Annotated in this window: 20 protein-coding genes and 3 pseudogenes; 10 read left to right on the plus strand and 13 right to left on the minus strand. The window is 65.3% G+C overall.

Annotation, left to right across the window (positions count from 1 at the left end; translation table 11 throughout):
- The first annotated feature begins 28 nt into the window (after window positions 1–28).
- Window positions 29–2,131: an acetate--CoA ligase family protein gene (locus OKW52_RS18850; RefSeq protein ID WP_264507068.1), complete on the plus strand. Its 2,103-nt coding sequence runs from the start codon at window positions 29–31 to the stop codon at window positions 2,129–2,131.
- Here the strand turns inward: OKW52_RS18850 and OKW52_RS18855 are convergent.
- Both OKW52_RS18855 and OKW52_RS18860 read right to left on the minus strand, forming a co-directional pair.
- Complete coding sequence (locus OKW52_RS18855) at window positions 2,098–2,880, minus strand: IclR family transcriptional regulator (protein WP_264507069.1); 783 nt, start codon at window positions 2,878–2,880, stop codon at window positions 2,098–2,100. The genes OKW52_RS18850 and OKW52_RS18855 overlap by 34 nt on opposite strands.
- Window positions 2,877–3,518, minus strand: coding sequence for an IclR family transcriptional regulator (locus OKW52_RS18860; RefSeq protein ID WP_264507070.1), 642 nt, complete (start codon window positions 3,516–3,518; stop codon window positions 2,877–2,879). The genes OKW52_RS18855 and OKW52_RS18860 overlap by 4 nt, the downstream gene beginning before the upstream one ends.
- Window positions 3,519–3,702: 184 nt before the next feature.
- Between OKW52_RS18860 and OKW52_RS18865 the strand changes: the two genes are divergently transcribed.
- The 6 genes from OKW52_RS18865 to OKW52_RS18890 all read left to right on the plus strand — a co-directional run bounded on the left by OKW52_RS18865 (window position 3,703) and on the right by OKW52_RS18890 (window position 10,257).
- A complete protein-coding gene (locus tag OKW52_RS18865) occupies window positions 3,703–4,653 on the plus strand; it encodes a Bug family tripartite tricarboxylate transporter substrate binding protein (protein ID WP_264507071.1) in 951 nt (316 codons plus the stop codon).
- Window positions 4,654–4,708: 55 nt separating this feature from the next.
- Window positions 4,709–5,452: an enoyl-CoA hydratase/isomerase family protein gene (locus OKW52_RS18870; RefSeq protein WP_264507072.1), complete on the plus strand. Its 744-nt coding sequence runs from the start codon at window positions 4,709–4,711 to the stop codon at window positions 5,450–5,452.
- A gap of 16 nt (window positions 5,453–5,468) precedes the next feature.
- Window positions 5,469–5,951 (plus strand): tripartite tricarboxylate transporter TctB family protein, encoded by a 483-nt coding sequence (locus tag OKW52_RS18875; RefSeq protein ID WP_264507073.1) that lies wholly within the window; start codon window positions 5,469–5,471, stop codon window positions 5,949–5,951.
- Window positions 5,948–7,438, plus strand: a complete 1,491-nt coding sequence (locus OKW52_RS18880; protein ID WP_264507074.1) for a tripartite tricarboxylate transporter permease — start codon at window positions 5,948–5,950, stop codon at window positions 7,436–7,438. Before OKW52_RS18875 ends, OKW52_RS18880 begins: the two co-directional genes overlap by 4 nt.
- 102 nt (window positions 7,439–7,540) lie before the next feature.
- Window positions 7,541–8,788 carry a multidrug effflux MFS transporter gene (locus OKW52_RS18885; protein ID WP_264507744.1) on the plus strand — a complete coding sequence of 416 codons (1,248 nt, stop codon included), beginning with the start codon at window positions 7,541–7,543 and terminating at the stop codon, window positions 8,786–8,788.
- 65 nt (window positions 8,789–8,853) lie between these two features.
- Window positions 8,854–10,257, plus strand: a complete 1,404-nt coding sequence (locus OKW52_RS18890; protein WP_264507075.1) for a helix-turn-helix domain-containing protein — start codon at window positions 8,854–8,856, stop codon at window positions 10,255–10,257.
- Between the two features lie 52 nt (window positions 10,258–10,309).
- On the opposite strand, the gene OKW52_RS18895 is transcribed toward OKW52_RS18890, so the two are convergent.
- The 6 genes and pseudogenes from OKW52_RS18895 to betI form a co-directional block, all read right to left on the minus strand.
- The gene (locus tag OKW52_RS18895; RefSeq protein ID WP_264507076.1) at window positions 10,310–10,552 is read right to left on the minus strand and encodes a YdcH family protein; all 243 of its coding nucleotides are present in this window, start codon (window positions 10,550–10,552) and stop codon (window positions 10,310–10,312) included.
- 66 nt (window positions 10,553–10,618) lie between these two features.
- A complete protein-coding gene (locus tag OKW52_RS18900; protein WP_264507077.1) occupies window positions 10,619–11,170 on the minus strand; it encodes a hemerythrin domain-containing protein in 552 nt (183 codons plus the stop codon).
- A gap of 11 nt (window positions 11,171–11,181) precedes the next feature.
- Window positions 11,182–11,832, minus strand: coding sequence for a thermonuclease family protein (locus OKW52_RS18905; protein WP_319800482.1), 651 nt, complete (start codon window positions 11,830–11,832; stop codon window positions 11,182–11,184).
- Window positions 11,833–11,919: 87 nt separating this feature from the next.
- Entirely contained in the window at window positions 11,920–13,572 is a 1,653-nt protein-coding gene (betA, locus tag OKW52_RS18910; protein WP_264507079.1) for a choline dehydrogenase, read from the minus strand.
- 9 nt (window positions 13,573–13,581) lie between these two features.
- Window positions 13,582–15,035, minus strand: a pseudogene (gene betB / locus OKW52_RS18915) (betaine-aldehyde dehydrogenase).
- 1 nt (window position 15,036) lies between these two features.
- Window positions 15,037–15,615: a choline-binding transcriptional repressor BetI gene (gene betI, locus OKW52_RS18920; RefSeq protein WP_264507080.1), complete on the minus strand. Its 579-nt coding sequence runs from the start codon at window positions 15,613–15,615 to the stop codon at window positions 15,037–15,039.
- Between the two features lie 118 nt (window positions 15,616–15,733).
- Between betI and choX the strand changes: the two genes are divergently transcribed.
- The 3 genes from choX (at window position 15,734) to choV (ending at window position 18,883) form a co-directional block, all read left to right on the plus strand.
- Complete coding sequence (gene choX, locus OKW52_RS18925; RefSeq protein ID WP_264507081.1) at window positions 15,734–16,663, plus strand: choline ABC transporter substrate-binding protein; 930 nt, start codon at window positions 15,734–15,736, stop codon at window positions 16,661–16,663.
- Between the two features lie 79 nt (window positions 16,664–16,742).
- The gene (gene choW, locus OKW52_RS18930) at window positions 16,743–17,777 is read left to right on the plus strand and encodes a choline ABC transporter permease subunit (RefSeq protein WP_406622285.1); all 1,035 of its coding nucleotides are present in this window, start codon (window positions 16,743–16,745) and stop codon (window positions 17,775–17,777) included.
- The gene (gene choV, locus OKW52_RS18935) at window positions 17,774–18,883 is read left to right on the plus strand and encodes a choline ABC transporter ATP-binding protein (protein ID WP_264507082.1); all 1,110 of its coding nucleotides are present in this window, start codon (window positions 17,774–17,776) and stop codon (window positions 18,881–18,883) included. Before choW ends, choV begins: the two co-directional genes overlap by 4 nt.
- A gap of 33 nt (window positions 18,884–18,916) precedes the next feature.
- On the opposite strand, the gene OKW52_RS18940 is transcribed toward choV, so the two are convergent.
- The 5 genes and pseudogenes from OKW52_RS18940 to OKW52_RS18960 all read right to left on the minus strand — a co-directional run bounded on the left by OKW52_RS18940 (window position 18,917) and on the right by OKW52_RS18960 (window position 24,391).
- The gene (locus tag OKW52_RS18940; RefSeq protein ID WP_264507083.1) at window positions 18,917–19,381 is read right to left on the minus strand and encodes a CAP domain-containing protein; all 465 of its coding nucleotides are present in this window, start codon (window positions 19,379–19,381) and stop codon (window positions 18,917–18,919) included.
- Window positions 19,378–20,271 (minus strand): DMT family transporter, encoded by an 894-nt coding sequence (locus OKW52_RS18945; RefSeq protein ID WP_264507084.1) that lies wholly within the window; start codon window positions 20,269–20,271, stop codon window positions 19,378–19,380. The genes OKW52_RS18940 and OKW52_RS18945 overlap by 4 nt, the downstream gene beginning before the upstream one ends.
- A 117-nt stretch (window positions 20,272–20,388) precedes the next feature.
- A pseudogene (locus OKW52_RS18950) lies at window positions 20,389–22,168 on the minus strand (SLC13 family permease).
- A 186-nt stretch (window positions 22,169–22,354) separates the two neighbouring features.
- A complete protein-coding gene (locus OKW52_RS18955; RefSeq protein WP_264507085.1) occupies window positions 22,355–23,251 on the minus strand; it encodes a TIGR00282 family metallophosphoesterase in 897 nt (298 codons plus the stop codon).
- Between the two features lie 211 nt (window positions 23,252–23,462).
- Window positions 23,463–24,391: pseudogene (locus OKW52_RS18960) on the minus strand (AEC family transporter).
- Between the last annotated feature and the right edge of the window lie 18 nt (window positions 24,392–24,409).

The raw sequence follows: 24,409 nt of genomic DNA on the forward strand, positions 1-24,409 counted from the left end.
GCGGAACACTTGAGCGGGGAGGCTCGACATGACGCGCACACAGCCCATTGGCATCGACCGGGTCATCGCCCCGCAGTCCATCGCCCTGATCGGAGCCACCGAGGATTACGCCAAATTCGGCGGCCGCTTTTTGCACCACATCGTCGATCACGGTTACAAAGGTCGCATCTTCCCGATCAATCCGCGCCGCGAAAGCGTGCTGGGGCTGACCTGCTACCCGTCGATCATGGATCTGCCCGAGGCCCCGGATCTGGCGCTCGTCGCCGTGCCTGCGCCCAAGCTGGCGGCGATGATCGAAGAATGCGGCAAGGCCGGTGTGGGCGTCTGCGTCGTGGTTACCGCCAAGATGGCCGAATTCGGGGCCGAGGGTGCGGCGCTTGAGGCCGAGATCGTCGCCATCGCCAAGCGTTACACCATGCGGCTGGTCGGCCCCAACTGCATGGGCTTCATCCTGCCGTCGATCAATCTGGCGCTCTCGTCCACCCCGACCCTGCGCTATTCCGGCCCGTTCCGCCATGGCGGCGTGTCGCTGATCAGCCAGTCGGGTGCGCTGATGGGCTCGCTCTATGTGCAGTCGCATGACCACGGCGTCGGGCTGGCGGGCATGGTCAGCATCGGCAATCAGGCCGATCTTGAGCTGTGCGATTTCCTTGAAGGCTTCATCGCCGATCCCGCCACCAAGGTGATCTGCCTCTATATCGAGGGCGTCAAATCCCCCGCCCGCCTGCGCACACTTGCCCTGCGCGCCCGTGCGGCGGGCAAGACCCTGCTGGCGGTCAAAGCCGGGCGCACGGATGCGGGCTCGACGCTGGCGCATTCGCATACCTCGTCGCTGGCCGGGTCGTTCAGTGCCTTCGAGACCCTGTGCCGCGAGACCAGCATCCAGGTGATGGACGATCCCGACAGCATGATCCTTGTCGCCGGCATTCTGGACCGCGCGCCCGCGATGGGGGCCGGGGGGATCGGCGTTGTGTGCAGCTCGGGCGGTGGCGGTGCGGTGCTGGCCGACCGGATGGATCTGGCAGGTTTGCCGGTGGCCAGCTATGCCGAAGTCACGCGCGCGCGCATGGACGCCGATTTCCAGCGCCCCCACCAGAACAACCCGCTGGATCTGGGCGCGCATACCGGCGATCTGGAATTCGGCATTTTCGAGCGCGGGATCCACGCGGTCCATGACGACCCGGGCGTCGCGCTGCTGACCTATGTGCTGACCCCCCAGCCACTGATGCCGCAAACCGCACAGGCACTGATTGACGTGTGGAAGCGGCAGGAAAAGCCGGTGCTTATGGTGCTCAACACCTCGCGCTTTGCCGAAGACCTGCGCCAGATGTTTCTGGCAGCGGGCGTTCCCGTTGTGGCGCGGATTGACGATGCGCTGCGGGTGATGAGCACCGCCATTGCGCTGCGCGACGCGCAGACGGGTATCCGCGAGGCGGCGACCGAGCGCCCTGCCGGGCTGGTCGCAACCGACGCGCCCCGCAGCGGGTTCCTGACCGAGCCGGAGGTGAAGACCCTGCTGTCCGGCTACGGCGTTGCCGTGCCGCACGCGACCCCCTGTGCAACGCCCGACGAAGCGGTCAAGGCGGCGGACGCGATCGGCTATCCCGTGGTGCTCAAGGGCGTGGCCGACGGCGTGGTGCATAAATCCGATCTGGGGTTGGTGCAGGTGGGTCTGGACAGCGCCGACGCCGTGCGCGCCGCCTTCGCCACCATCGCCGGGGCAATCGCCAACGCCGCACCCGGCACCGCGGTGCGCATCGACGTGCAGCAGATGATCGGCGCGGGCACCGAGCTGATCGTCGGCGTGACCAATGAGCCGGGCTTTGGCCCGCAGCTGGTGGTTGGCGCGGGCGGCCTCCATGTCGAGCTGCTCAAGGACGTCACGCAGGCTAGCGCCCCTGTGACCCCTCTCGAGGCAGAAGCCATGCTGCGCCGCCTGCGCATCTGGCCGCTGCTGGAAGGTGTGCGCGGGCAGGCCCCGGCAGATCTGGCGTCGCTGTGTCAGGCGATCAGCCGGATCTCATGGCTGGCAGCGGATCTGGGCGACCGTCTGGTGGATCTGGAGGTCAACCCGCTGCGCGCCACGCCGCAGGGTGCCTATGCGCTGGACGGTCGCGCCACGCTGGACTGACCGCGCCAGCCATCGGCCCAGGCGGCCTCGATCTGCGCGATGGTCTCGCGCAGCAGGGCGACGTAATGCGCGATCAGATCATTGCCCAGCCGGTCCATCGGACCTGAGATGCTGACAGCAGCGACCACATCGCCATGCCGGTTGCGCAGCGGGCAGGAAACGCCCTTGGCGGCCTCGTTCACCTCGCCGATGGCGACGGCGTAACCCTGCGCACGGATCTGCGCCAACTGCGCGCGCAGGACCGCCGGGTCCGTCACTGACAGCTCGGTCACCGCGACCAGATTGGCGCAGACCTTCGCCAGCAGCGACTCAGGGCCATAAGCCAGCTGAACCTTGCCGCCCGACACCAGCTGCAACGGCGTGCGCGCGCCCAGATGGGCCAGCGTGCGCACCACCGAGCGGCTTTCGATCCGGTCGGCCACCAAATTCATCAACCCATCGCGGGTGTTGAGCATGACGTTCTCGGGCACCTTGTCTGACAGCCGCACCAACTCGGGATGTGCCACCGAAATCAGCGAGTTGCGCGACACCGCCCGCGCGCCGACCTCAAAAGTTTTCAGCGTCAGTTCATAGAGCGTGCTGTCTTCGACCTGCCGCACATAGTCCAGCTCTTGCAGGGTTTGCAGCAGATGGAAGGCGTTCGAGCGGGTCATGTCGTTCATCCGCGCGATGTCGCTCAGACGCAGCGGGCCATCGGCCAGCGACATGGAGTCCAGCACGCGAAAGGCTTTCTCAACGGATTTGATCATGGCGCCACCGGCTCGGCCTGCGCCATGGCCCGCGCGCGTGCGGCGATCAGCGCCGACAGTTGGGCCGGAACCTTGTCCGCATCAAAGCGGCTGGCCGGACCCACCAGCCCGATGGCGCCCAGCGCGGGCAGTCCCCCTTCGGCCAGCGGGATCGCCAGTTCGAACGTGTGGCGCTCGGGGTGATCGGGGCGCAGGGCGTGGCCCGCGCCCGGCTCAAGCGCCTGACCAAAGGCGGTATCGCCGGGATCATAGCGCGCGTTCTCGGGCAGGACAGCGGCCAGCGAACGGCCCGGCAGCGCGTGGGCCAGAAACACCATCCCCGCCGCCATGGGCAGCGCGAAGGCGGCGGTTTCGCCGGTCTCGGCCGCCAGCGCCTCAAGATGCGGCATCAGCGACGCGCGGAACGGATAGCGCGCCGCGACCTGCTGGCCCAGGATCACCGGCTTGAGCGACGGGGTGTAGTGCCGCTCAATCGGGTCGTGCTGCAGGTAGCCTGCAGCCGTCAGTGTGGTCAACGTGCGGTGGATATTGCTTTTCGGCAGACCCATGGCCCGGGCCAGTTCAGAGACCGTCACCGGGCGCTCGGCATTCACCGCGCGCTCGAAAATATCCAGACCTTTCAGAAGTGTGCTGTCCATGATCCGCCCTGTATCCCGCGCCTCACGATAGGCGGTAGCGGGGCCGAGCGTCAATGTGAACGGGGTGGCGATATGTTCCATTATTCAGAACTCATTCATTTATTGCGAGACAAATTTCCGCGTGCTAGCCTTTGAGTCGTCTGGGAGGACAGCGCCCCATCGGGCGTGCATACGGGAGGACACCATGAACAAGACCTTTACGTCGGTGCTGGCCTTGAGCCTGTCGATCACCGCAACCGCCGCGCTGGCCGAGTGGCCGGATCACCCGATCACCATGATCGTGCCCTACAATCCGGGCGGCACCACCGACATTCTGGCCCGCGCTGCCGCCGAGGCGATCTCGGCTGCTGTTGGCCAACCGGTCGTCGTGGAAAACCGGCCCGGTGCAGGCGGCGTCGTCGGTGCAACCCAGGCCGCGCAGGCCGAGGGTGACGGCTACACGATCTTCTTCGGCAACAATGCCACGCAGGTGATCCAGCCGCTGATCAACCCGGCGGTCAGCTATGACCCGCAGGCCGACTTCACCGGCATCGCCACCGTCGCCGATGCCGCCAGCTTCCTGGCCGTGAACGCCGATCTGCCGATCCAGGACATGAACGACTTCATCGCCTATCTGGGCGATCACGAGGCCAAATTCGGCACCGCCGGTGTCGGCTCGATGGGACAGTTCACCACCGAGATGATCCTGATGGCCGCAGGCGTTGACGCCACGCATATCCCCTATCAGGGTTCGAACAACGCGATGGCCGCCGTGATGTCGGGCGAGGTTGAATTCCTCGCCGACCCGGTCGCCGCAACGCAATCCGACGCCGAACACCTGCGCATCATCGCCACCCTGACCGCCGAGCGTCACCCCAACCTGCCCGACATGCCCACGGCCCGCGAGCAGGGTCTGGATGTGGCGATCACCGGCTGGTTCGGCGTTTTCGCGCCCGATGGCACCGACCCCGAGATGCTGGCCGCGATGGCGGCACCGCTGGCGGATCTGGTCGCTTCGGATGCCTACCGCGAGCAAGTGCTGCGCATGGGCCTGCTGCCTCAGTTCCGCGATCCGGCTGAAACCGACGCCGCCGTTGCCGAGGGCCTGACCACCTTTGGCGCGATCCGCGACGCTGCTGGCATCTCGATCGAGTGACACCCTCAGGCCCCGCCCGCGCTGGCGGGGCCTTTTTGATCTGACAGGCACCCCAATGCAGTTTGACAATATCGACTACGACGAGGCCGATGGCATCGCCGAAATCACCCTACGCCGCCCGGAAAAGAAGAATGCGCTGACCGCCGCGATGTTCCGCGATCTTCGCACCTGCTTTGACACTTTCGCCGCCGGAGACGCCCGCGTCGCGATCCTGAAATCGGTCAGCACTGACGTGTTTTGCGCCGGGGCCGATCTGAACGATCCGCCCGAACATTTCTGGCAAGGCGTGCCCGAACTGGGCTTTCGCTGCGACAAGCCGATCATCGCCGCGCTGTCGGGCAAGGTCATTGGTGCGGGCGTGGTCTTGACCCAGATGTGCGATCTGGTGGTGATGACCGAAGAGGCAAGCCTGATCTACCCCGAGGCCAAGGTCGGTGTCGCCAAAGGCGCGGTGTCGATCCTTGCGCGCCGCATGCCCCTGCGGCTGGCGCTTGAGATGATGATGACCGGCGAGCCCCTCACCGCCGAGCGCGCCTATGCCGTGGGGCTGGCCAACCGGCTGGTGCCCGCCGGGCAGCATGTCGTCGAGGCGCGCAAGCTGGCCGCCGGCATCGCGGCGAATGCGCCGCTGGTGGTGACGATGCTCAAGCGGATGGCGCTGGATGCCGTGGGCGACGCGCCGATGCAGACCCAGTACGAACTGATGTCGCGCGTCGATACGGTGCTGAACTCGCAAGATGCCGCCGACGCGCTGGCGGCCTTCAAGGCCAAGCGCAAGCCCGTGTTCAACGGGCGCTGACAGGAGGTTCCCAGCCATGACGCAGCCCTCACCCCCGACACAAAACCGGATCGCAGCGCTGCTCACGCGGGATCGTGTCGGCGCGGCGCTCTTGCTGCTCTGCGCGCTGATCACCGGCTTGCAGGCCTCAAGTCTGCGACTGGGCAGCGCGCGGATGATGGGGCCGGGCTATTTCCCGTGGATCCTGACCGGGCTGTTTGTGCTGTTCGCCGTGATCCTGCTGATCAACGCCAGAAAGGACGACGAGCCCATCGACACCGGCCCGTTGCGCCCTGTTGGCCTGATCATTGCCAGTGTGGCGGTGTTTGGCCTGCTGCTGCCGGTGACCGGCGCCGCCGTGGCGATTGTCGCGCTGGTGGTCCTGGCGGCATTGGCCGAAAGCGGGCGCAAACCGGTCAGCGTGCTGGTGCTGGCTGTGGTGCTGGTGGCGGTGGTCTGGCTGGTGTTCCGCTTTGGCCTGAACCTGCAATTGCAGATGTACCCCGGAGATCGCGGATGATCGACAACCTCATTCTGGGCTTTGGTGTCGCCTTCTCGCTCTCGACGCTGACCTGGTGCTTCATGGGCGTTTCCATCGGGATGTTCATCGGCGTGCTGCCCGGTGTCGGCCCGCTCGCCGCCATCTCGATGCTGCTGCCACTGACCTATTACACCACCCCCACAAACGCGCTGGTCATGCTGTCAGGCATCTACTACGGCGCGCAGTATGGCGGCTCGGTCGCGTCGATCCTGTTGCGCCTGCCCGGCACCGCCTCGTCCGCCGTGGTCTGTCTGGACGGCTACGAGATGACGCGGAACGGCCGCGCCGGAGCGGCGCTGTTCCTGTCGGCGGTGGCGTCGTTCATCGGCGGATCCATCGGCATCCTGCTGATGTCGGCCTTTGCCCCCTCGCTGGCCGAATTCGCGCTGCAATTCGGTTCGCAGGAATACTTCATGCTGATGACGCTGGGCCTTGTCGCCGCGTCGACCCTCTCGGAAGGATCAGCGGTCAAGGGTCTGGCGATGGTGGTGCTGGGCCTGGCGCTGGGCATCGTCGGTCTGGACACGATCTCGGGCACCATGCGCTTTACCTATGGCAACATGGAGCTGGTCGACGGCATCAGTCTGGTCGCCTCGGCCATGGGGCTGTTCGGCCTGTCCGAGATCCTCGCCAATATCGGCAAGGGAGAGCGCGGCTCGCCGCTGGCGCAAAAGATCTCGCTGCGCTCGATGATCCCGACGGGGCGCGAGATGCGCGACAGTGTGCCAGCGATCTGGCGCGGCTCGGCGATCGGGTCGTTCTTTGGTGCATTGCCCGGCACCGGCTCGACCGTCGCATCGTTCTTTTCCTATGCGACCGAGCGCAAGGTCGCGCGCAACCGTGCGCAGATGGGTCAGGGCGCGGTCGAAGGCGTCGCAGGGCCCGAAGCAGCCAACAACGCCGCCGCCCAAACCGCCTTTATCCCCACCCTCACGCTGGGCGTTCCGGGCGATGCGGTGATGGCGCTGATGCTGGGGGCGATGATCGTGCACGGCATCCAGCCCGGCCCGGGCCTGCTGAACGACACGCCCGAGGTTTTCTGGGGCCTGATCGCCAGCTTCTGGATCGGCAACCTGCTCTTGGTGATTTTCAACATCCCGCTGATCGGGATCTGGGTCAGCCTGCTGCGCATCCCGTACAAGCTGCTGTATCCCGGCATCATCGTGCTGATCGTGATCGGCACCTATTCCGTCCATCTGTCGGTGTTCGACATCTACCAGCTGCTGGGCTTCGGTGTGCTGGGCTATGTGCTGCGCATCCTGAAGTTCCCCACCGCACCGCTGGTTCTGGGCATCGTGCTGGGCCCGATGATCGAGGAAAACTTCCGCCGCTCGCTGATGCTGGCCAGCGGCGACTACCTGACCTTCGTCACCCGCCCGATCAGCGCGGGGCTGCTGCTGGCCACGGTTGCCATCGTCGCATCCCAGATGATCGGCCCGGTGAAGCGCTGGCGCCGCGCGCTGTGAGACCGGCGGCTGCCCGGATCGCACCAAGGGCGATCCGGGCGGCACGCTCGCCGGATGGCAGGCAACATTCGCCCACAAAGTGGACACAGCCGCATGGCAGCTATGGACACCGCACGCGCGCAACAATACGCTTGTGAAATGAATGGTTCCACGCCCAAGTTTCTGGACAGAAACTCTCCTCCGCATCTGGCAACACTGATCCTGCTCTCGGGGGTTTCGGCCCTGTCGATGAACGTGTTCCTGCCCTCGCTGCCGAATATGGCCGAGTATTTCGACACCGATTATCGGCTGATGCAGCTGTCGGTCTCGGTGTATCTGGGGTTCAGCGCCCTGTTGCAGCTGGCCATCGGGCCGCTGTCGGACCGCTATGGCCGCCGCAATATCCTGCTGGTGTCGCTGGTGATCTTCTGCATCGCCAGCTTTGGCACGCTGGTCGCGCCCAATGCCGCCACCTTCCTTGTTTTCCGCATGCTGCAAGCCGCTGTCGCCACCTCCATGGCGCTGAGCCGGGCCATCGTTCGCGACATGGTGGATGAGGACAAGGCGGCTTCGATGATCGCCTATGTCACGCTGGGCATGTCGATCGTGCCGATGATCGGCCCGATCATCGGCGGCGCGCTGGACGAGGTGTTCGGCTGGAAGGCCAGCTTTGCGCTGCTGGCCGTGCTGGGTGTCATGGTCACATGGCTGACCTGGGCCGATCTGGGCGAAACCATGGACCGCAAGGAAACCAGCTTTCGCGAACAGATGCGCGACTACCCTGAGCTGCTGACCTCCCCGCGCTTCTGGGGGTTTGTGCTGTGCACCGCCTTTGCCTCGGGCGTGTTCTTCGCCTATCTGGGCGGCGCGCCCTTCATTGGCACCGTGCTTTATGACCTAAGCGCCAGCGAACTGGGAATGTATTTCGGCACCACCGGGCTGGGTTACGGGCTGGGGAACTACCTGTCGGGGCGGTATTCCACCCGGATGGGGGTCATTCGCATGATCGTCCTGGGCAATCTGGCCATGGCGGGCGGCATCGCCCTTCAGGCGCTGTGTGTCGCGACGGGCTGGGGCGGTGCGGCGGGCTTCTTTGTGCCCTTCCTGCTGGTCGGTGTGGGCAATGGGCTGGTGCTGCCCAACTCCAACGCCGGGATGTTGTCGGTACGCCCGCAGCTGGCGGGCACGGCCGCCGGGCTTGGCGGGGCCATCATGATCGGCGGCGGCGCGGCCTTGTCGGCCCTGTCGGGTGCCTGGCTGACCGAAGAAACCGGCGCCTGGCCGCTTCTGGTGATCATGGGTGCCTCGCTGCTCGGGTCGTTTCTGGCGATCTTGCTGGTCATCCGTCGCAATCGTCAGCTGGGCCTCTGATACCGCTTGGCAGCGCGGCTTTGCAAAGCTAGCCTTCCCTTGTTGCAAACTGGGGGAGCGCCTGAATGGCCGTGCAAAAACTGTATGCCGGTGCCAAGCTGCGCGAAATCCGGTCGCGTCTGCAGCTGACGCAAAAGGAATTCGCCGCGCGTCTGGGCGTCTCGCTGCCCTATCTCAACCAGATGGAAAACAACAACCGCCCGGTTTCAACGGCGGTGGTTCTGGCACTGGCGCGTGAGTTCGGCACCGATGTGACCGAGCTGAGCACAGGCGACAGCGAGCGTATGGTGTCCGATTTGCGCGAAGCCCTCGCGGATCCGGTTTTCACCGCCCCAAGCCCGTCAGCTGCCGACCTGCGGCTGGTCGCCTCGAACGCACCGGGTGTGGCGCGCGCCCTGCTGGCGTTGCACCGGGCCTACCGGCAAACGCACGAACGCCTCGCCTCGCTGGACGAGGCGCTGGGACGCGAAGACCGGACGCTGCGCGCCGCCCCCTGGGAAGAGGTGCGCGACTTTTTCCACTACTGCGACAACTACATCGACGCCGTGGACTGTGCCGCCGAGCATTTTGCCCAAGGGCCTGACAGCATCGAAACCAAAGCCGCGAAGCTGCTGGAACGCAAAGGCGTAGCCTTGCAGTTTTCCGATGATCCCATGCTGCGCCGCTACGATGCGCAGCGCCGTATTCTCACAATTTCAACAAAGGCCGCTGGCCCCACGCGCCGTTTTCAGATCCTGCACCAGATCGCCCTGCTGACCCAGAACGACCTGCTCGAAGCCACGCTGGATCTTGCCCGGTTCCAGACGGATGAAGCGCGCGACATCGCCAAGGTCGGGCTGGCCAATTATTTCGCAGGGGCCGCCCTGCTGCCCTACCGTGTCTTTCAGGCCGCCGCGCAAGAGACCCGTCACGATATCGAAATGCTCGCCGACCAGTTCGGCGCATCCTATGAGCAGGTCGCGCACCGGCTCTCGACGCTGCAACGCCCCGGTGCCAAAGGCGTGCCGTTCTTCTTTGTGCGCGTCGATCAGGCCGGGACGATCACCAAGCGCCACTCGGCCACGCGCCTGCAATTCGCGCGCTACGGCGGGGCCTGCCCGCTGTGGAACGTCCATCAGGCCTTTGAGACGCCCGGGCGTTTCCTGCGCCAGCTCGCCGAGACGCCCGACGGCGTGCGCTACTTCTGTCTGGCGCGGGACGTGTCGAAAACCGGCGGTTCCTTCCGCGCACCGGTGCAGCGCTATGCCATCGGGCTGGGCTGCGAGATCCGCCATGCCGAAGCCCTGACCTATGCCGATGACATGGACCTGACCAACCCGCAAGCGTTTGAACCGATTGGCATTTCCTGCCGGATCTGCGCGCGGCCCAATTGCCACCAACGCTCGATCCCGCCGTTGGAACAGGGGTTGATGATCGACCCCGACAAGCGCGGCTTGCTGCCCTACGCGATTGCCGGGCAGACGCCCTAAGCGAACGGGCCGCCCCAAGGGCGGCCCGCTGTTACCCTATTTTTCGCTTGGCTTACGGGGCGGCGCGCAGCATTGCCGCGATCTCGTCCTTGAGCACCAGACGCTGTTTGCGCAGCGCCTCTTCGTGCTCTTCCGCCACGGGTTCGACCTTGGTCTCGGCGCGGTGGATGGTTTTGTTCACCGCGTGATAGTCGTCGAACAGCTTGGCGAAATGCGCATCATTCGTCTTGAGCGCGTGCATTTTCTCGACGTCGCTCGGAAATTCTTCAGCCAGTTCGTGCGGGGTGTGGGACATGGTCTTCTCCGTCTTGCGTTACGGACAGAGTCCAGCCTGTCGCCCCGGCCACCCCCTTGATCTGGATCATAAGTTAAGCGCGTGATGCAGGATAATCGGCACGACGAGCTCTTCCTCATCCGACAGATGCCGGTCAAGGAAGGTGGCGAAGGGCGTCAGCGCCTCGTCCAGCAGGGCGGCCGTTTCGCGCGGCGGCTGGCCTTCGTGCAGGGTGCGCAGCACGGCGTTGGTGCGGTCGGCAAGGTCTTTGATCCGCGCATCCAGCGTGTGGTGGTCGGCGTCGAGCAGGGTAAAGCCGTGCTCCAGCTTGGGTTCGGCCTGCATCAGCATCGGGAAATAATGGTGATCCTCGATCTGGTGATGGCCGTGCAGTTCATTGAGCAACTGCCCCGCCAGCTGGATCAGCCGACGTGGGTCAGGCTCGGCGTCGCGCTCGATGATCGTGCGGGTGTGGGCCTGCAGCATCGGCAGCAGGGTGCGAAACCCCTGATGCCGGTCCAGCCAGAACCGCGTCAACCCGTCGAAATTGCGGTGACTTTCCCAGATGTCGCGCGGGTAGTCGTCCAGCAGCAGGCGCAGGGTTTCGGGCAGCGCGGCGCGGTGTTCCAGATCGTCCAAACTCAGGCCTTTCAGCGGGCAGCCCGGCGCCAACCGGCGGCGCGGGCCTCATCTTCGGTGCAAAACCAGCGCTCGCCACGGGTCTCGTCGATCCGCGTGCGCTCATAGTCGCGTTGGCCGGGTATATGATAAACCTGTCCGCTTGCCGAGACATTGCCCTTGATCGCACAGGCGCCGTGCGCTGGGGCACGTTGCGGCGGTTGCGCCTGCGCTGCGCGGCTTTCGGCGCGGTATTCGGCAGGCGTGGTGAAATTGTCACCGCCATTGCGCCAGACCCCACGGCGGCGATAGCGCGCTGCGCGTTCGGGATAGATATAGTCGCGCGCATAGGCGCGATAGGCGATCGCCGCCCCGCCCTGCACCATCGCCGCGCCCAGATCGCCCTGCCCCGCCTCACAACGCGCGACCAACCGTTCGTAGCGGTCCCATTCCACGCCATCGCAGCGGACCGTTCGCCCGCCGATCAACCGCGTCAGTTCCTCGCCCGACCAACGGCCGCAGTCCCAGTCCCCCTGCGGCCCCACGCAGGTTTGCGACCGTTCCGGCGCGTCGATCCCAAACAGGCGCACGCGGGTGCCCGCCACCTCAAGCGTATCGCCGTCGATGACCCGCGCCGCGCCCTCGATCGAGAGGCGGTCAGCGGCGTGAACCGCGCTGGCCATCATGAGGATGAAGAGTGAACAAATCCTTAACATGCCCCCCGTTTAGAGGGCCTGCCCCCGCCTCGCAAGACAAAGCCTAACGAAACGTTAACGCTGGGCGGTCTGCCAGGCCGGGTTCACCCAAGGCTCAAGATTTGACGCAGGCAGCGGCGTGCGCCCCAAGATATGGTCGGCGATCTTCTCTCCGACCATGATAGACGGCCCATTCAGGTTGCCATTGGTGATGCGCGGAAAGATCGAACTGTCAGCCACGCGCAGCCCGTCGACGCCGATCACCCGACCCTCGGGATCAACCACCGCCATCGGGTCATCCGCCCGCCCCATGCGCGCCGTGCCGCAGGGGTGATAGGCCGATTCGGCGTGCTCGCGGATAAAGGCATCCAGCGCGTCGTCGTCCTGCAGGGCGCTTCCCGGCTGGATCTCATGCTTGACGTGCTGGGCCATCGCCGGCTGGCCGATGATCTCGCGCGTCAGGCGGATCGCCGTGCGGAATTCGGTCCAGTCGTCAGGGTGGGACATATAGTTGAAGCGGATCAGCGGGTTATCTGACGGATCCGCAGAGCGCAGCCGCACCGTGCCGCGCGATTTCGAGCGCATCGGGCCGACATGGGTCTGAAAGCCATGCCCCTCGGCCACGGCTTTGCCGTCATAGCGCACGGCGATGGGCAGGAAGTGGTACTGGATGTCGGGATAATCGACGCCCGGTGCCGAGCGGATGAAACCGCAGCTTTCAAACTGGTTCGACGCCCCCGGCCCACGCCCCAGAAGCAGCCATTGCGCGCCGACCCAGGCCTTGCCCCAGAGGTTCCAGTATTTGAACAGCGAGATCGGCTTCTTGGTCGCGAATTGCAGATACAGCTCCAAATGGTCCTGCAGGTTCGAGCCGACGCCGGGACGGTCAGCGATGACCGCAATGCCGTGCTCGGCCAGATGCGCGGCGGGGCCGACGCCGGAAAGCATCAACAGTTTCGGCGTGTTGAGGGACGAGGCGGCAAGGATCACCTCGCGCGCAGCACTCACTGTGCGCCCGTCAACCAGCGTCACGCCCGTGGCGCGGCCGTTCTCGATCACCACCCGCGCGGCCAGACCCTTGACCAGCTTCACCCGCCCGGTTTTCATCGCTGGTTTCAGATAGGCCTTGGCCGCCGACCACCGCTCGCCGCGATAGATCGTCGCTTCCATCGCGCCAAAGCCCTCTTGCTGTTGGCCGTTGTAGTCGGGGGTGACGGGGTAACCCGCTTGTTTCCCGGCCTCGATGAAGGCGTCAAACAGCACGTTCTCACGCTTGCCACGGCTGATGTGCAGCGGGCCGTCGCTGCCGCGCCACTCACCGCCGCCGCCCGCATCGTCGGACCCGTGCCAATGCTCCATGCGTTTGAAATAGGGCAGCACATCTGCAAAGCCCCAGCCATCGGCGCCCTGCTCTGCCCAATGGTCATAGTCGCGCGCATGGCCGCGCACATAGACCATGCCATTGATGCTGGACGACCCCCCGATCACCTTGCCGCGCGGGGTGGCCAGGCGACGACCGCCCAGACCCGGCTCGGGCTCGGACTCGAGCCCCCAGTCGTAGCGTTTCATGTTCATCGGATAGCTCAGCGCGCCCGGCATCTGGATAAACGGCCCGGCGTCCGAGCCGCCGAACTCGACCACCAGCACCGAATGCCCGGCCTCGGCCAGCCGGTAGGCAACAGCCGACCCGCCGGACCCGGCCCCTACGATCACATAATCCGCGTTCATTTCAGTCTCTCAATACGGCGCGTCGACGGGGCCGGTGGCCACGTAGACGGATTTCACCTGCGTATAATGTTCCAGCGCGGCGTGACCGTTTTCACGGCCCACGCCCGACAGTTTCGAGCCGCCGAAGGGGGCTTCCACAGGGGTCAGGTTGTAGGTGTTGATCCAGCAGGTGCCAGCCTGCAGCTGCGCCACGACGCGGTGCGCACGGGCCAGATCGGCGGTGAAAACCCCGGCAGCAAGGCCAAACTCGGTGTCATTGGCGCGGGCGATGACCTCTTCTTCCGTGTCGAAATCCAGCACCACCATCACCGGGCCGAAGATTTCTTCGCGCGCGATGGTCATCGTGTCGGTGACATCGGCAAAAACCGTGGGCTGCATGTAGTTGCCCGCCCGGTCAAGCCGCTTACCGCCGGTGATCAGGGTGGCACCCTCGGCCACGCCGGCATCGACATAGCCCATCACCTTGTCCAGTTGATCGGCAGTCACCATCGGACCCATCTGCGTTTCGGGGTCCAGCGGCTCGCCGATCAGGATGGTTTCGGTGCGCTCTTTCAGGCGCGCAAGGAAGCGGTCCTTGAGGCCCTTTTGCACAAAAACCCGCGTCCCGTTCGAGCAGATCTGCCCGGTGGAATAGAAATTCCCCAGCATTGCCGCGCCGATGGCATCCTCAAGGCTGGCGTCGTCAAAGATCACCAAGGGCGACTTGCCGCCCAGTTCCATCGTCACGTTGCGGATGCCTTGGGCGGCGGCGGCATAGACCTTGCGGCCGGTGGGCACCGAGCCGGTGAGCGACACTTTCGCCACGCGCGGATCGGTGACCAGCGCCGCCCCCACAGCCCCCGGCCCTGCACGACGTTGAACAGACCCGCCGGAGCCCCGGCTTCCATCAGGATCTCGGCCAGTTTCAGCGCGCCAAGGGGGGTGACTTCGGACGGTTTGAACACCATCGCATTGCCAAAGGCCAGCGCAGGGGCGGCTTTCCAGCAGGCGATCTGGGTGGGGTAGTTCCACGCGCCGATGCCGACACAGACGCCGAGAGCCTCGCGAATGGTATAGACGAAATCGCCGCCGCCGACGGGCACTGTCTGGCCGGTCACGGTGGCGGCAAAACCGGCGAAATACTCCAGCGCATCGGCACCAGACGTGGCATCGGCCACCAGCGTTTCCTGAATCGGCTTGCCGGTATCGAGCGTTTCCAGCTCGCTCAGCTCTTGATTGCGCGCGCGGATGATCTGCGAGGCCTTGTGCAGCACCCGCCCCCGCTCGACCGGGCGCAGCGCGGCCCACGCCACCTGCGCGCGCGCGGCGGCGGCCAGCGCGCGGTCGATCAGCGCGGGCGTCGCCTCGTGCAGCCGGGCGACGATGTCGCCGGTTGCGGCATAGACGCACTCGATGGGCGCGCCGGTGGTGTCCTCGACATACTCGCCGTCAATGAAATGGCTGGCCGTGGGTTGTGCGCGCATCTCAGATCCCTTTCAACGCCAGTGTCAGATAATCCTCGATCCGGGCTTTCACCCGGCGAGCGTCTTGTTCTTCATCGCCCAGAGCCGCGTGCAGATAGGCCCCGTCGATCATCGCCGCGATGGAATGCGCGACATCGACGGCCCGGTCGCCCAGCGGCGGGCGCAGCGCGTGGGTCAGGTTCGACACCATGCGGCGCTGATAGATGCTGAGCAGGCGGCGGGCTTCAGGCCGGCCCTGCGCCAGCACGTAGAAATTGAGCCACGCGGCGACGACCTCACGGCGAAAGTTCGCCCCGGTGAACGACGCCCGGATGACGGCCTTGGCGCGCGCCTCGGGCGTGTCGGCGGCAGCCAGCGCGCCGCGCACTTCGGCCCCGTAGACCGTCATGACATGACGCATCGCGGCCAGAAACATCGCCTCTTTCGAGCCGAAATAATGGTGCGCCAGCGCCGAGGACATCCCGGCCCGCTTGGCAATCCGGCTGACCGTTACCTCCAGCGTTCCCACATGGCCGATTTCGGCGATTGTGGCCTTGATCAGCGATGCCCGTCGTATAGGCTCCATCCCGATCTTGGGCATGTTTCGTTCCCTTCCAACCGGCGCGAGACACGCCCGCCCCCGAAAAACTGTTGATTCTGTGCTAGACGATCGTTTATTGACTCGTCAATCAACAAAAACCGCCAACAGGAGTGACCTTATGTCCCTAACCCGTTTGAGCATGACCACAGCCGCCCTCGCGCTGGCCTCGGCCCCTGCGCTTGCCAACTGTGATGTTGTCCGCTTTTCCGATGTCGGCTGGACCGACATCACCGCCACCACCGCTGCCACCTCGACCATTCTCGAGGCGCTGGGGTATGAAACCGAAGTGACCGTGCTTTCGGTTCCGGTGACCTATACCTCGATGGCCTCGGGGGATATCGACGTGTTTCTGGGCAACTGGATGCCGACGATGGAGGGCGACATTGCCCCCTACCGTGAGGCGGGCACCGTCGACACCGTGCGCATGAACCTGTCGGGCGCAAAATACACGCTGGCCACCAACGCCGCCGGGGCCGCGCTGGGCATCACCGATTTCGCCAGCATCGCGACGCATGCCGAAGCGCTGGAAGACCGCATTTACGGCATCGAGCCGGGCAATGACGGCAACCGGCTGATCATGGACATGATCGACGCCGACGCGTTCAGCCTTGATGGCTTTGAAGTCATCGAAAGCTCGGAACAGGGCATGCTGGCTCAGGTCGAGCGTGCCGACCGCCGCGACGAGCCGGTGGTGTTCCTGGGCTGGGAACCGCACCCGATGAACGCCAATTTCGACATGACCTATCTGGCCGGGGGTGATGACTATTTCGGCCCGAACTATGGCGGCGCCGAGGTCTATACCAACACCCGCGCCGGCTATGTCGGCGAATGCCCGAATGTCGGCACGCTGCTGAACAACCTCGAATTCACGCTGGCGATGGAAAACGAGATCATGGGCGCGATCCTAAACGATGGCACCGATCCGAACGAGGCCGCCGCGAGCTGGCTGGCCGCGCATCCCGATGTGCTGGGCCCGTGGCTGGAGGGGGTGACCACCCGCGACGGTGGCGATGCGATGGCGGCTGTGACCGCCGCGCTGGCAGGATAAGACAGGATTTTGGGGCCGGCCTTGCGCCGGCCCCAAGCATTAACAGGGCGCAAAGCCCGGCGCGTGGGGGAAGATTTTGGTGGAATGGATCAAGGCAGCCGGTCTGGCTGTGGTCAATGCGGTTATCTGGATCGCCGTTGCGCTCTATGATTTCGTGATCTGGGCGGTGTTCGCGCTGGTCTGGTTCGTGCAATGGCTGCCGCAACGGCTGCTGGGCCTGACCGACGAGCGTCTTCCTGTCGGTGACACCGCCGAACGCGGCTTTGACTATGTGCAGGCCGGGGCCGAGTCGTTCTTTGACGGGCTGTCCGCCGTGCTGCAAGCGATCATTGACCTCATTCTGGCCGTCATGTTGCGGGCACCGGGGATCAACTGGTTCGACGGCGGTCGCCGGTACGAACCCTATTTCGACTGGTGGACGCCCGAGCGTCACAGCCTGCTGATCATCGCCGGTTTCGTCCTGCTCGCCTGGATGCTGCAGCGCAACTGGAAGGTTTGCCTGCTGGTGCTGATCGGCTTTGTGTTCATTCTGGATCAGGGGTACTGGGAGCAAACCGCCGAAAGCCTGACGCTGGTGCTGACCGCCTGTCTGGTCTGCATGGGCATCGGGGTGCCCATAGGCATCGCCGTCGCGCACCGGCCCAAGCTTTACGCCTGGATCGCGCCGGTGCTGGACCTGATGCAGACCCTGCCGACCTTCGTCTATCTGATCCCGGCCATCGTGTTCTTCGGTCTGGGCATGGTCCCCGGCCTGATCGCCACGGTGATCTTTGTCGTGCCTGCGCCGATCCGCCTGACCTATCTGGGCATCTCCAGCACCCCGCCCGCCCTGCTTGAGGCCGCGCAGGCCTTTGGCGGCACGAAGCGGCAGGTGCTGTGGAAGGTCGAACTGCCCTCGGCCTATCCGCAGATCATGGCCGGGCTGAACCAGACGATCATGCTGTCGCTGTCGATGGTGGTGATCGCCGCGCTGGTGGGCGCGCGCGGGCTGGGCGTGCCGGTGGTGCGGGCGCTGAACACGGTGAACACCTCGCTGGGCTTTGAAAGCGGCATGGTGATTGTCGTGGTGGCGATCATTCTGGACCGGATGCTGCGCGTGGGGAAAAAATCATGAGCGATACCGTCGAGGCCCCCGAGGCCGCCCCCGTCGACCACACGGGCCCCAAGACCGTGGTGTCGTTCCAGCACGTTTCCATCGTGTTCGGTGACAACCCGTGGAAGGCCATCCCCCTGATGGAAACCGGCCAGTCGCGGGCCGATATCCAGAAAGAGACGGGCCAGGTGCTGGGCGTGCATGATTGCTCGCTCGACGTGGCCGAGGGGGAAATTCTGGTGCTGATGGGCCTGTCCGGTTCGGGCAAGTCCACGCTTTTGCGCGCGGTGAACGGGCTGAACCCTATCGTGCAGGGCGACGTGCTGGTGCATGACGGCAAGGAGATGGTCAGCGTGCCCAAGGCCAGCGCCAAGGTGCAACGCCAGATCTGCACGGATGCAGTGGCGATGGTGTTCCAGCAATTCGGCCTGCTGCCCTGGCGGACCGTGCGCGACAATGTCGGCTTCGGGCTGGAGCTGGCGGGCATCAAGCGCCGCGAACGCAACCGCCGGGTGGACGAGCAACTGGCGCTGGTCGGCCTGTCGCAATGGGCCGAGCGCAAGGTGGGCGAGCTGTCGGGCGGCATGCAGCAGCGCGTCGGGCTGGCGCGCGCCTTTGCCACCAACGCGCCGATCCTGCTTATGGACGAGCCGTTCTCGGCGCTGGACCCGTTGATCCGCACCCGGTTGCAGGATGAGCTTCTGGACCTGCAGGCCCGCGTCAAGCGGACGATCATCTTTGTCAGTCACGATCTGGACGAGGCGTTCAAGATCGGCAACCGCATCGCGATCATGGAGGGCGGGCGCATCATCCAGTGCGGCACCCCGGCCGAGATCTACACCCGGCCCGCGAATGCCTATGTCGCGGAATTCGTCGCGCATATGAACCCGCTGGGCGTGCTGACCGCGCGGGATGCCATGGTGCCAGCCCCGCGCCCGGCGCCGACCGGCCTGACCCTGCCCGCCGACACGCCACTGCGCGACGCGATGATCAGCCTGAGCGACGCGCGCGGCCGCATTCTGCTGACCGAGGGCGGACAGGTTGTCGGGATGCTGACCGATGCCAGCGCGGTCGCTGCGCTGGTCGCCAAGCGCGGTGACGAGACGGGGAGCGAGGAAGACGCGTAAGCACGGTGCGCTGAAGCGCACCCTACCGTGCTGTCACTGCTGCGCGGCGGCAACCATCGACCAGTGCAGCTGGCCATCCCCGGCCCGCGCGACGCCATAGCCTGCGTCGCGCACCGCCGGGTTGAGCATGTTCACCCGGTGCTCGGGCGAGTCCATCCAGCCCCGGATGATCTGCGGCGCATCGCGGTGGCCCATGCCGGTATTCTCGACCGCCGTGGCGTAGGGGTAATCCTCACGCCGCAACCGTCGTCCCAGCCCGGCGAACCAGCTGCCGCGATGCGACAACCGCCCCCGGTCGGCCATGCGGCAGGCCTGTGTCTGCGCAGCCTCGGTCAGGCGGGCATCCATGCGCAGGGCGGGAAGGCCCTGACCGGCACGCTCGGCATTGGTCAGCACCAGCAGCTCGGTGCGCAAGGCGCCCAGGCTGCCCGGAACCTCGCACGCCGCCCAGAGCGGCGTCGCAAACAGCATCAGCAGGGTGAGAACGCGCAGGATCATGCCGAAACGCTGGCCGATTTTTCGGCACGGCGCAACTGGTGCTCGCGAAGGGCGATGAAGATCACGGCAGAGACGATCATCCCCCCGCCGCCGACAACCCACATGTCGACCGGCTCGCTGAACAGCAGCGCGCCCAGCGTGACAGACCAGACCAGTTGCAACGCGGTCACCGGCTGCGTGACAGAGATCGGCGCGGCGGCGAAGGCAAAGGTCATCAGGTAATGCCCCGCCGTGGCGAAACCGGCCAGCATCAGGAACCAGCCGGCCTGCGTCCAGGTGATCGGCTCCCACACGGCGATGGCAAACGGGGCCAGACCGATGGTGACGGTGATCGAGAGCATGCCAACGATCATCGTCGGCGAGACCTGATCGCTCAACCGTTTGGCCATCAGATACGACGTCGCAAAGAACACTGACGTAACCAGCATCGCCAGATGCCCGGCGTTCAACTCTCGCAGGCCCGGCCGCAGGATGATCAGTGCGCCCAGAATGGCGATGATGATGGCCATGATCCGGCGCAGGCGTATGCGTTCGCCCAGAAACAGCACCGCGCCAATCGAGATCAGGATCGGGTTCAGGTATCCCATTGCCGAAACCTCGGCCAAGGGGATGCGCGTCATGGCAAAGAACCACAAGATCACCCCAAAGGTGTGCATCAGCCCGCGCCAGCCAAAGGCGCGCCACAGCGCCGGTGTCATCGGCTCGCGGCGCATCGCGTTGATCATCGGCAGCAGAAAGATCAGGCCGAGCAGATAGCGCAGAAAGGCCGATTGCGCTGCCGGGATCTCTTGCCCCATGTGCTTGACGCCCGCCGTCAGGCCGACAAAACACAGGCCCGACGCCAGCATCCACAGCACCCCGGCGACCGGCTTGTCGCCGCGGGCCGCCATAGGCGTGGTTTCTGGGATCGGAACCGCGGGCGAGGAGGTGCTTAACTTATGCATGATCTCCGGACATGCCGCGCCCTGCCCTTGAGGGCAAGGCCGAATCGCTTCCCTGCACCGGCGTCAGAGCGGCCAGATCAACGGTACAATGGTGCAAACGGTGATCGCCATCAGGACGTTCAGCGGCACGCCCACCTTGAGGAAGTCGGCGAACCGGTAGCCGCCGGGGCCGTAAACCAGCGTGTTGGTCTGATACCCGATCGGCGTCGCAAAAGCCGCAGAGGCCGCAAACATCACCGCAATGACCAGCGGACGCGGGTCCACGCCCATAGTCTGCGCCAGACCAATCGCCACCGGCGTGACGATGACGGCAACGGCGTTGTTCGACACCACCTCGGTCAGCACACCCGCCAGCGTGTACACCGCCAGCAGCAACGCCCAATGCGGCAAGCCCTGCAAATGCGGCGCGATCGCGTCGACCAGCAGCTGCACCGCACCCGAGGCCTCAAGCCCCGCGCCCACGATCAGCATGCCGAAGATCAACGCCAGCAGCCGGCCCTCGATGAAGCCGAAGGCCTCATCGGCATCAATGCAGCGGGTCAGCAGCACGATCACCACACCGATCAGCGCCAGCATCTGGATCGAGGCCACGCCAAGCGCCGACAACCCCACCACCCCGGCCAGAACACCGATGACAATGGGTGCGTGGCTGCGCCGATAGGCGCGCTCGGACGGCTGGGTCACGTCGACCAGATCCATATCGGTGGCCAGACGGCGGATATCCTCCATCGCGCCTTCCAGCAGCAGCGTGTCACCGACCTGCACCACCAGATCGTCCAGCTGACGCCCGATGTTCTGGCTGCGCCGGTGCACGGCCAGCGGGTAGACGCCGTAACGGCGGCGCAAACGCATGTTGCCCAGCGAACGGCCGATCATCCGGCAGCCGGGGGTGATCAGCACCTCGACGGTCGAGGTCCGCACCGTGCTCAACTGGTTGACCAGCCGCAATTCGGGGTTCTGTTGCAGGCCCAGAACCTCGGACATCTGGGTGCGCAGCACCACGCGGTCGCCTGCCTCCAGCACCACATCCGCCAGCGCCCGGCGCAACGAGGCATCCCCGCGCAGCACGTCAATGACCCGCGCGCCGCCCCGGCTGAACACATCGGCGTCTTCCAGCCGTTTGCCAACCAGCGCCGAGCCTTCGGGGATCGCCACCTCGGTGAAAAACTTCATCGGCGCGCGGTCGCCCAGCAGCGCGGCCATCAGAATCGCGCTCGGGCAGCAACCAGCGGCCGGCCAGGGCCAGATAGGTCACCCCGACGAGCGCCACGGCAATCCCAACCAGCGACATTTCAAAAATGCCGAACGGCTCCATGCCAGCGGCCTGCGCCACCCCATCGACGAGAAGGTTCGTCGAGGTGCCGACCAGTGTGATCGTACCGCCGAAAATCGAAAAATAGCTCAGCGGAATCAGCAGCTTTGATGGCGCGACTTCCATCGCTTTGGCCAGCTTCATGAAGATGGGGATCATCACCACGACAATGGGCGTGTTGTTGACGAAGGCCGACATCGCCAGCACCGTCATCGTCAACACCACCAGCGTCAGGCGCGGGTGATCGGCAGCGTGACTGACCGCCCGCTGCGACAGGAAATCGAGCGAGCCGGTGCGCACCAGTCCGCCGACGATCAGGAACATCGCAGCGATGGTCCAGGGCGCGGGGTTGGCGAACACCGCCAGCGCGCGGGTTTCGGGGACAATACCCAGAATCAGCATGAGCGCGGCCCCCGACAGGGCGACCACCTCAACCGGATAGGTTTCGCGAATGAACATCGCCAGCATGCCCAGCATGATGACGATCGACACAACCGGCGACCAGGCCGCAAGGCTCTCAACGCCCAGCATGCAACGCTCCTTTGCCGCGGATTACCGATGCGTCGTCCATCACCCACACCGCCCATTTCATCTGCGCAGCCGCACCTGCACGTCTACCGCGCATAAACACCGTTCCTGGAGCAACCGGCAAGGGAGAATGCGATCGAGCGCCTCATGAGCACCGGCTTGAACACAGGTTGAGCGCCAGGAATAGCCTCACCGATTATCGGCTGTGCAGGCCCGGCCCCAACGGCTGATGTCACGGTTTGACCTGCCCGACAGCGGGCGTCGCAACTTTCGCCGCGGGCCCCGACGGCGCCAGCCGCCCCCCTGACGCACCATGGTCACGCTGAGTGCCTTGCCGGTGCGGTCGTCGGTCTCGATGAACACGCCCGACAGGGTGGCCTCGCCCACGGCAGGCTCGAAGCGGGCCTTGGGCATGCCGGTGATGAAGCGTCGCAGCGGCTCGTCCTTTTGCATGCCGATGACGCTGTCATAGTCACCGCACATCCCGGCATCGGTCTGATAGGCCGTGCCGCCGTTCAGGATCATCGCATCGCCCGTGGGCACATGGGTATGCGTGCCCACCACGAGCGAAGCGCGGCCGTCGCACCAATGGCCCATCGCCATCTTTTCGCTGGTCGCCTCGGCATGGACGTCAATGACCGCAGCCTGCACCCGGCTGCCCAGAGCATGGGAGCGCAAGACCGGCTCGATGGCGCTGAACGGGTCGTCGAAGGGGCGCTTCATGAACACCTGCCCCATGACCTGCGCGACAAGAACCTGCCGTCCCTCGGTCGCCGGGAAAACCCGTGCCCCGATACCGGGCGCAATCTTGGAGAAATTGATCGCGCGGATCAGGCGGGGCTCGTTTTCGATATGGCCCATCATCGTCTTCTGGTCGAAGGCGTGATCGCCCAGCGTCACGCAATCCGCCCCCGCGTCGAACAGCGCCGTGGCATGGTCGGGCGAAAGCCCCATCCCCGACGTCGCGTTTTCGCCGTTCACCACGACGAAATCCAGACCCCAATCGCGCCGAAGCGCACCCAGCCGCTCGGTCACCGCACGGCGACCGGACCGACCCATCACATCGCCCAGAAAAAGAATTCGCATATCTGATCTGTAAGCCGCCAATCAGGCCGACGCAAAGAGAAAAACCGCCGAAAGGGGGCTCGCCCCCTCGGCCCGTTCCGGGCCTCACCCCTGAGGATATTTACGGACAGAAAATGGCGGTTAACGAAAGATTAACGCCGCTATTTTCTGTCTCAAAATATCCTCGGGGGGTGAATTTGGCTTTAGCCAAAGAGGGGGGTCCGAGGCCCCCCTACCCCAGCGCCGTCATCCAGCCCCAGGCGGTAAAGATGCACAGCGCCGTTGCGATCAGCACGGTCGAGGCGGCCACCCGACGCGCTCGCCCGTACATATTCGCAAAGAGATAGGCATTCACCCCCGGTGCCATGCCTGCCGTCACCACCGCCGAGCGGAACGGTCCCGGCTGCACATCAAGCAACCGGCCCAGCGTCCAGGTGATCGACGGGTGCAGCACCAACGAGATCGCCACCGCATAGGCGATCAGCCGCAGATCCCCCTCGGGCCGGTAGCGAAACAGCACGCCGCCCAGCCCGAACAGCGCCGCAGGCAGGCCGGCGCGCGCAACCAGACCGGCCGCATCCGCGATCACGCCCGGCAGCCCCTGTCCCGACAGGTTGACAACCACACCAGCGCCGATGCCGATGACCAGCGGGTTGGTGGCAAGGCTCTTGACCACCCGCCCCGCCGTGCGCGTCAGGCCCGCGCCGCGGCACGCACGCCCTCCATCACCAGCACGCCGACCAGATAGCAAAACGGCGCATGCAGGGCGATGATCGCATAGTTCGGTGCCAGCGAGTCGCTGCCATAGGCACGCTCGGAGATTGCCAGCCCCAGCAGGACCGAGTTCGAGAACAGGCACACGAACCCGACCGCAACCGCATCTTCCCAGTCACGTTTGAACACGAACCGCGCACCGAAAAGCCCGGCCAGAAACCCGCAAAACGCGCCCGTGTAGAAGCTGACCAGCATCCGCCAGTCAAAGCCCGAGCCCAGATCCAGCCGGGCGAGCGCCAGAAACAGCAAGATGGGAATGGCGAAGCTTTGGGCGAATTTCATCAGCCCTTCGATCCCGGCCTCGGAGATCACCTTGCCCCAGGCTGCCAGATACCCCAGCCCGACGACCAGAAACACCGGCAGGATGACCTGGATCAGCGCTTCCATGTCAGGTCCTCACCCCGT

The sequence above is a fragment of the Pararhodobacter zhoushanensis genome (assembly GCF_025949695.1).
GTDB classification, from domain to species: domain Bacteria; phylum Pseudomonadota; class Alphaproteobacteria; order Rhodobacterales; family Rhodobacteraceae; genus Pararhodobacter; species Pararhodobacter zhoushanensis_A.

Excerpts from the sequence above, each read along its gene's own strand:
- OKW52_RS18945 (WP_264507084.1), bottom strand. The coding sequence starts at position 20,271 with ATGGCGGCCCGCGGCGACAAGCCGGTCGCCGGGGTGCTGTGGATGCTG.
- OKW52_RS18865 (WP_264507071.1), top strand. The coding sequence starts at position 3,703 with ATGAACAAGACCTTTACGTCGGTGCTGGCCTTGAGCCTGTCGATCACC.
- OKW52_RS18860 (WP_264507070.1), bottom strand. The coding sequence starts at position 3,518 with ATGGACAGCACACTTCTGAAAGGTCTGGATATTTTCGAGCGCGCGGTG.
- choX (WP_264507081.1), top strand. The coding sequence starts at position 15,734 with ATGTCCCTAACCCGTTTGAGCATGACCACAGCCGCCCTCGCGCTGGCC.
- OKW52_RS18905 (WP_319800482.1), bottom strand. The coding sequence starts at position 11,832 with ATGGCCAGCGCGGTTCACGCCGCTGACCGCCTCTCGATCGAGGGCGCG.
- OKW52_RS18870 (WP_264507072.1), top strand. The coding sequence starts at position 4,709 with ATGCAGTTTGACAATATCGACTACGACGAGGCCGATGGCATCGCCGAA.
- OKW52_RS18955 (WP_264507085.1), bottom strand. The coding sequence starts at position 23,251 with ATGCGAATTCTTTTTCTGGGCGATGTGATGGGTCGGTCCGGTCGCCGT.
- OKW52_RS18855 (WP_264507069.1), bottom strand. The coding sequence starts at position 2,880 with ATGATCAAATCCGTTGAGAAAGCCTTTCGCGTGCTGGACTCCATGTCG.
- betA (WP_264507079.1), bottom strand. The coding sequence starts at position 13,572 with ATGAACGCGGATTATGTGATCGTAGGGGCCGGGTCCGGCGGGTCGGCT.
- OKW52_RS18880 (WP_264507074.1), top strand. The coding sequence starts at position 5,948 with ATGATCGACAACCTCATTCTGGGCTTTGGTGTCGCCTTCTCGCTCTCG.
- OKW52_RS18890 (WP_264507075.1), top strand. The coding sequence starts at position 8,854 with ATGGCCGTGCAAAAACTGTATGCCGGTGCCAAGCTGCGCGAAATCCGG.
- OKW52_RS18875 (WP_264507073.1), top strand. The coding sequence starts at position 5,469 with ATGACGCAGCCCTCACCCCCGACACAAAACCGGATCGCAGCGCTGCTC.
- OKW52_RS18885 (WP_264507744.1), top strand. The coding sequence starts at position 7,541 with ATGGACACCGCACGCGCGCAACAATACGCTTGTGAAATGAATGGTTCC.
- betI (WP_264507080.1), bottom strand. The coding sequence starts at position 15,615 with ATGCCCAAGATCGGGATGGAGCCTATACGACGGGCATCGCTGATCAAG.
- OKW52_RS18895 (WP_264507076.1), bottom strand. The coding sequence starts at position 10,552 with ATGTCCCACACCCCGCACGAACTGGCTGAAGAATTTCCGAGCGACGTC.
- choV (WP_264507082.1), top strand. The coding sequence starts at position 17,774 with ATGAGCGATACCGTCGAGGCCCCCGAGGCCGCCCCCGTCGACCACACG.
- OKW52_RS18850 (WP_264507068.1), top strand. The coding sequence starts at position 29 with ATGACGCGCACACAGCCCATTGGCATCGACCGGGTCATCGCCCCGCAG.
- OKW52_RS18940 (WP_264507083.1), bottom strand. The coding sequence starts at position 19,381 with ATGATCCTGCGCGTTCTCACCCTGCTGATGCTGTTTGCGACGCCGCTC.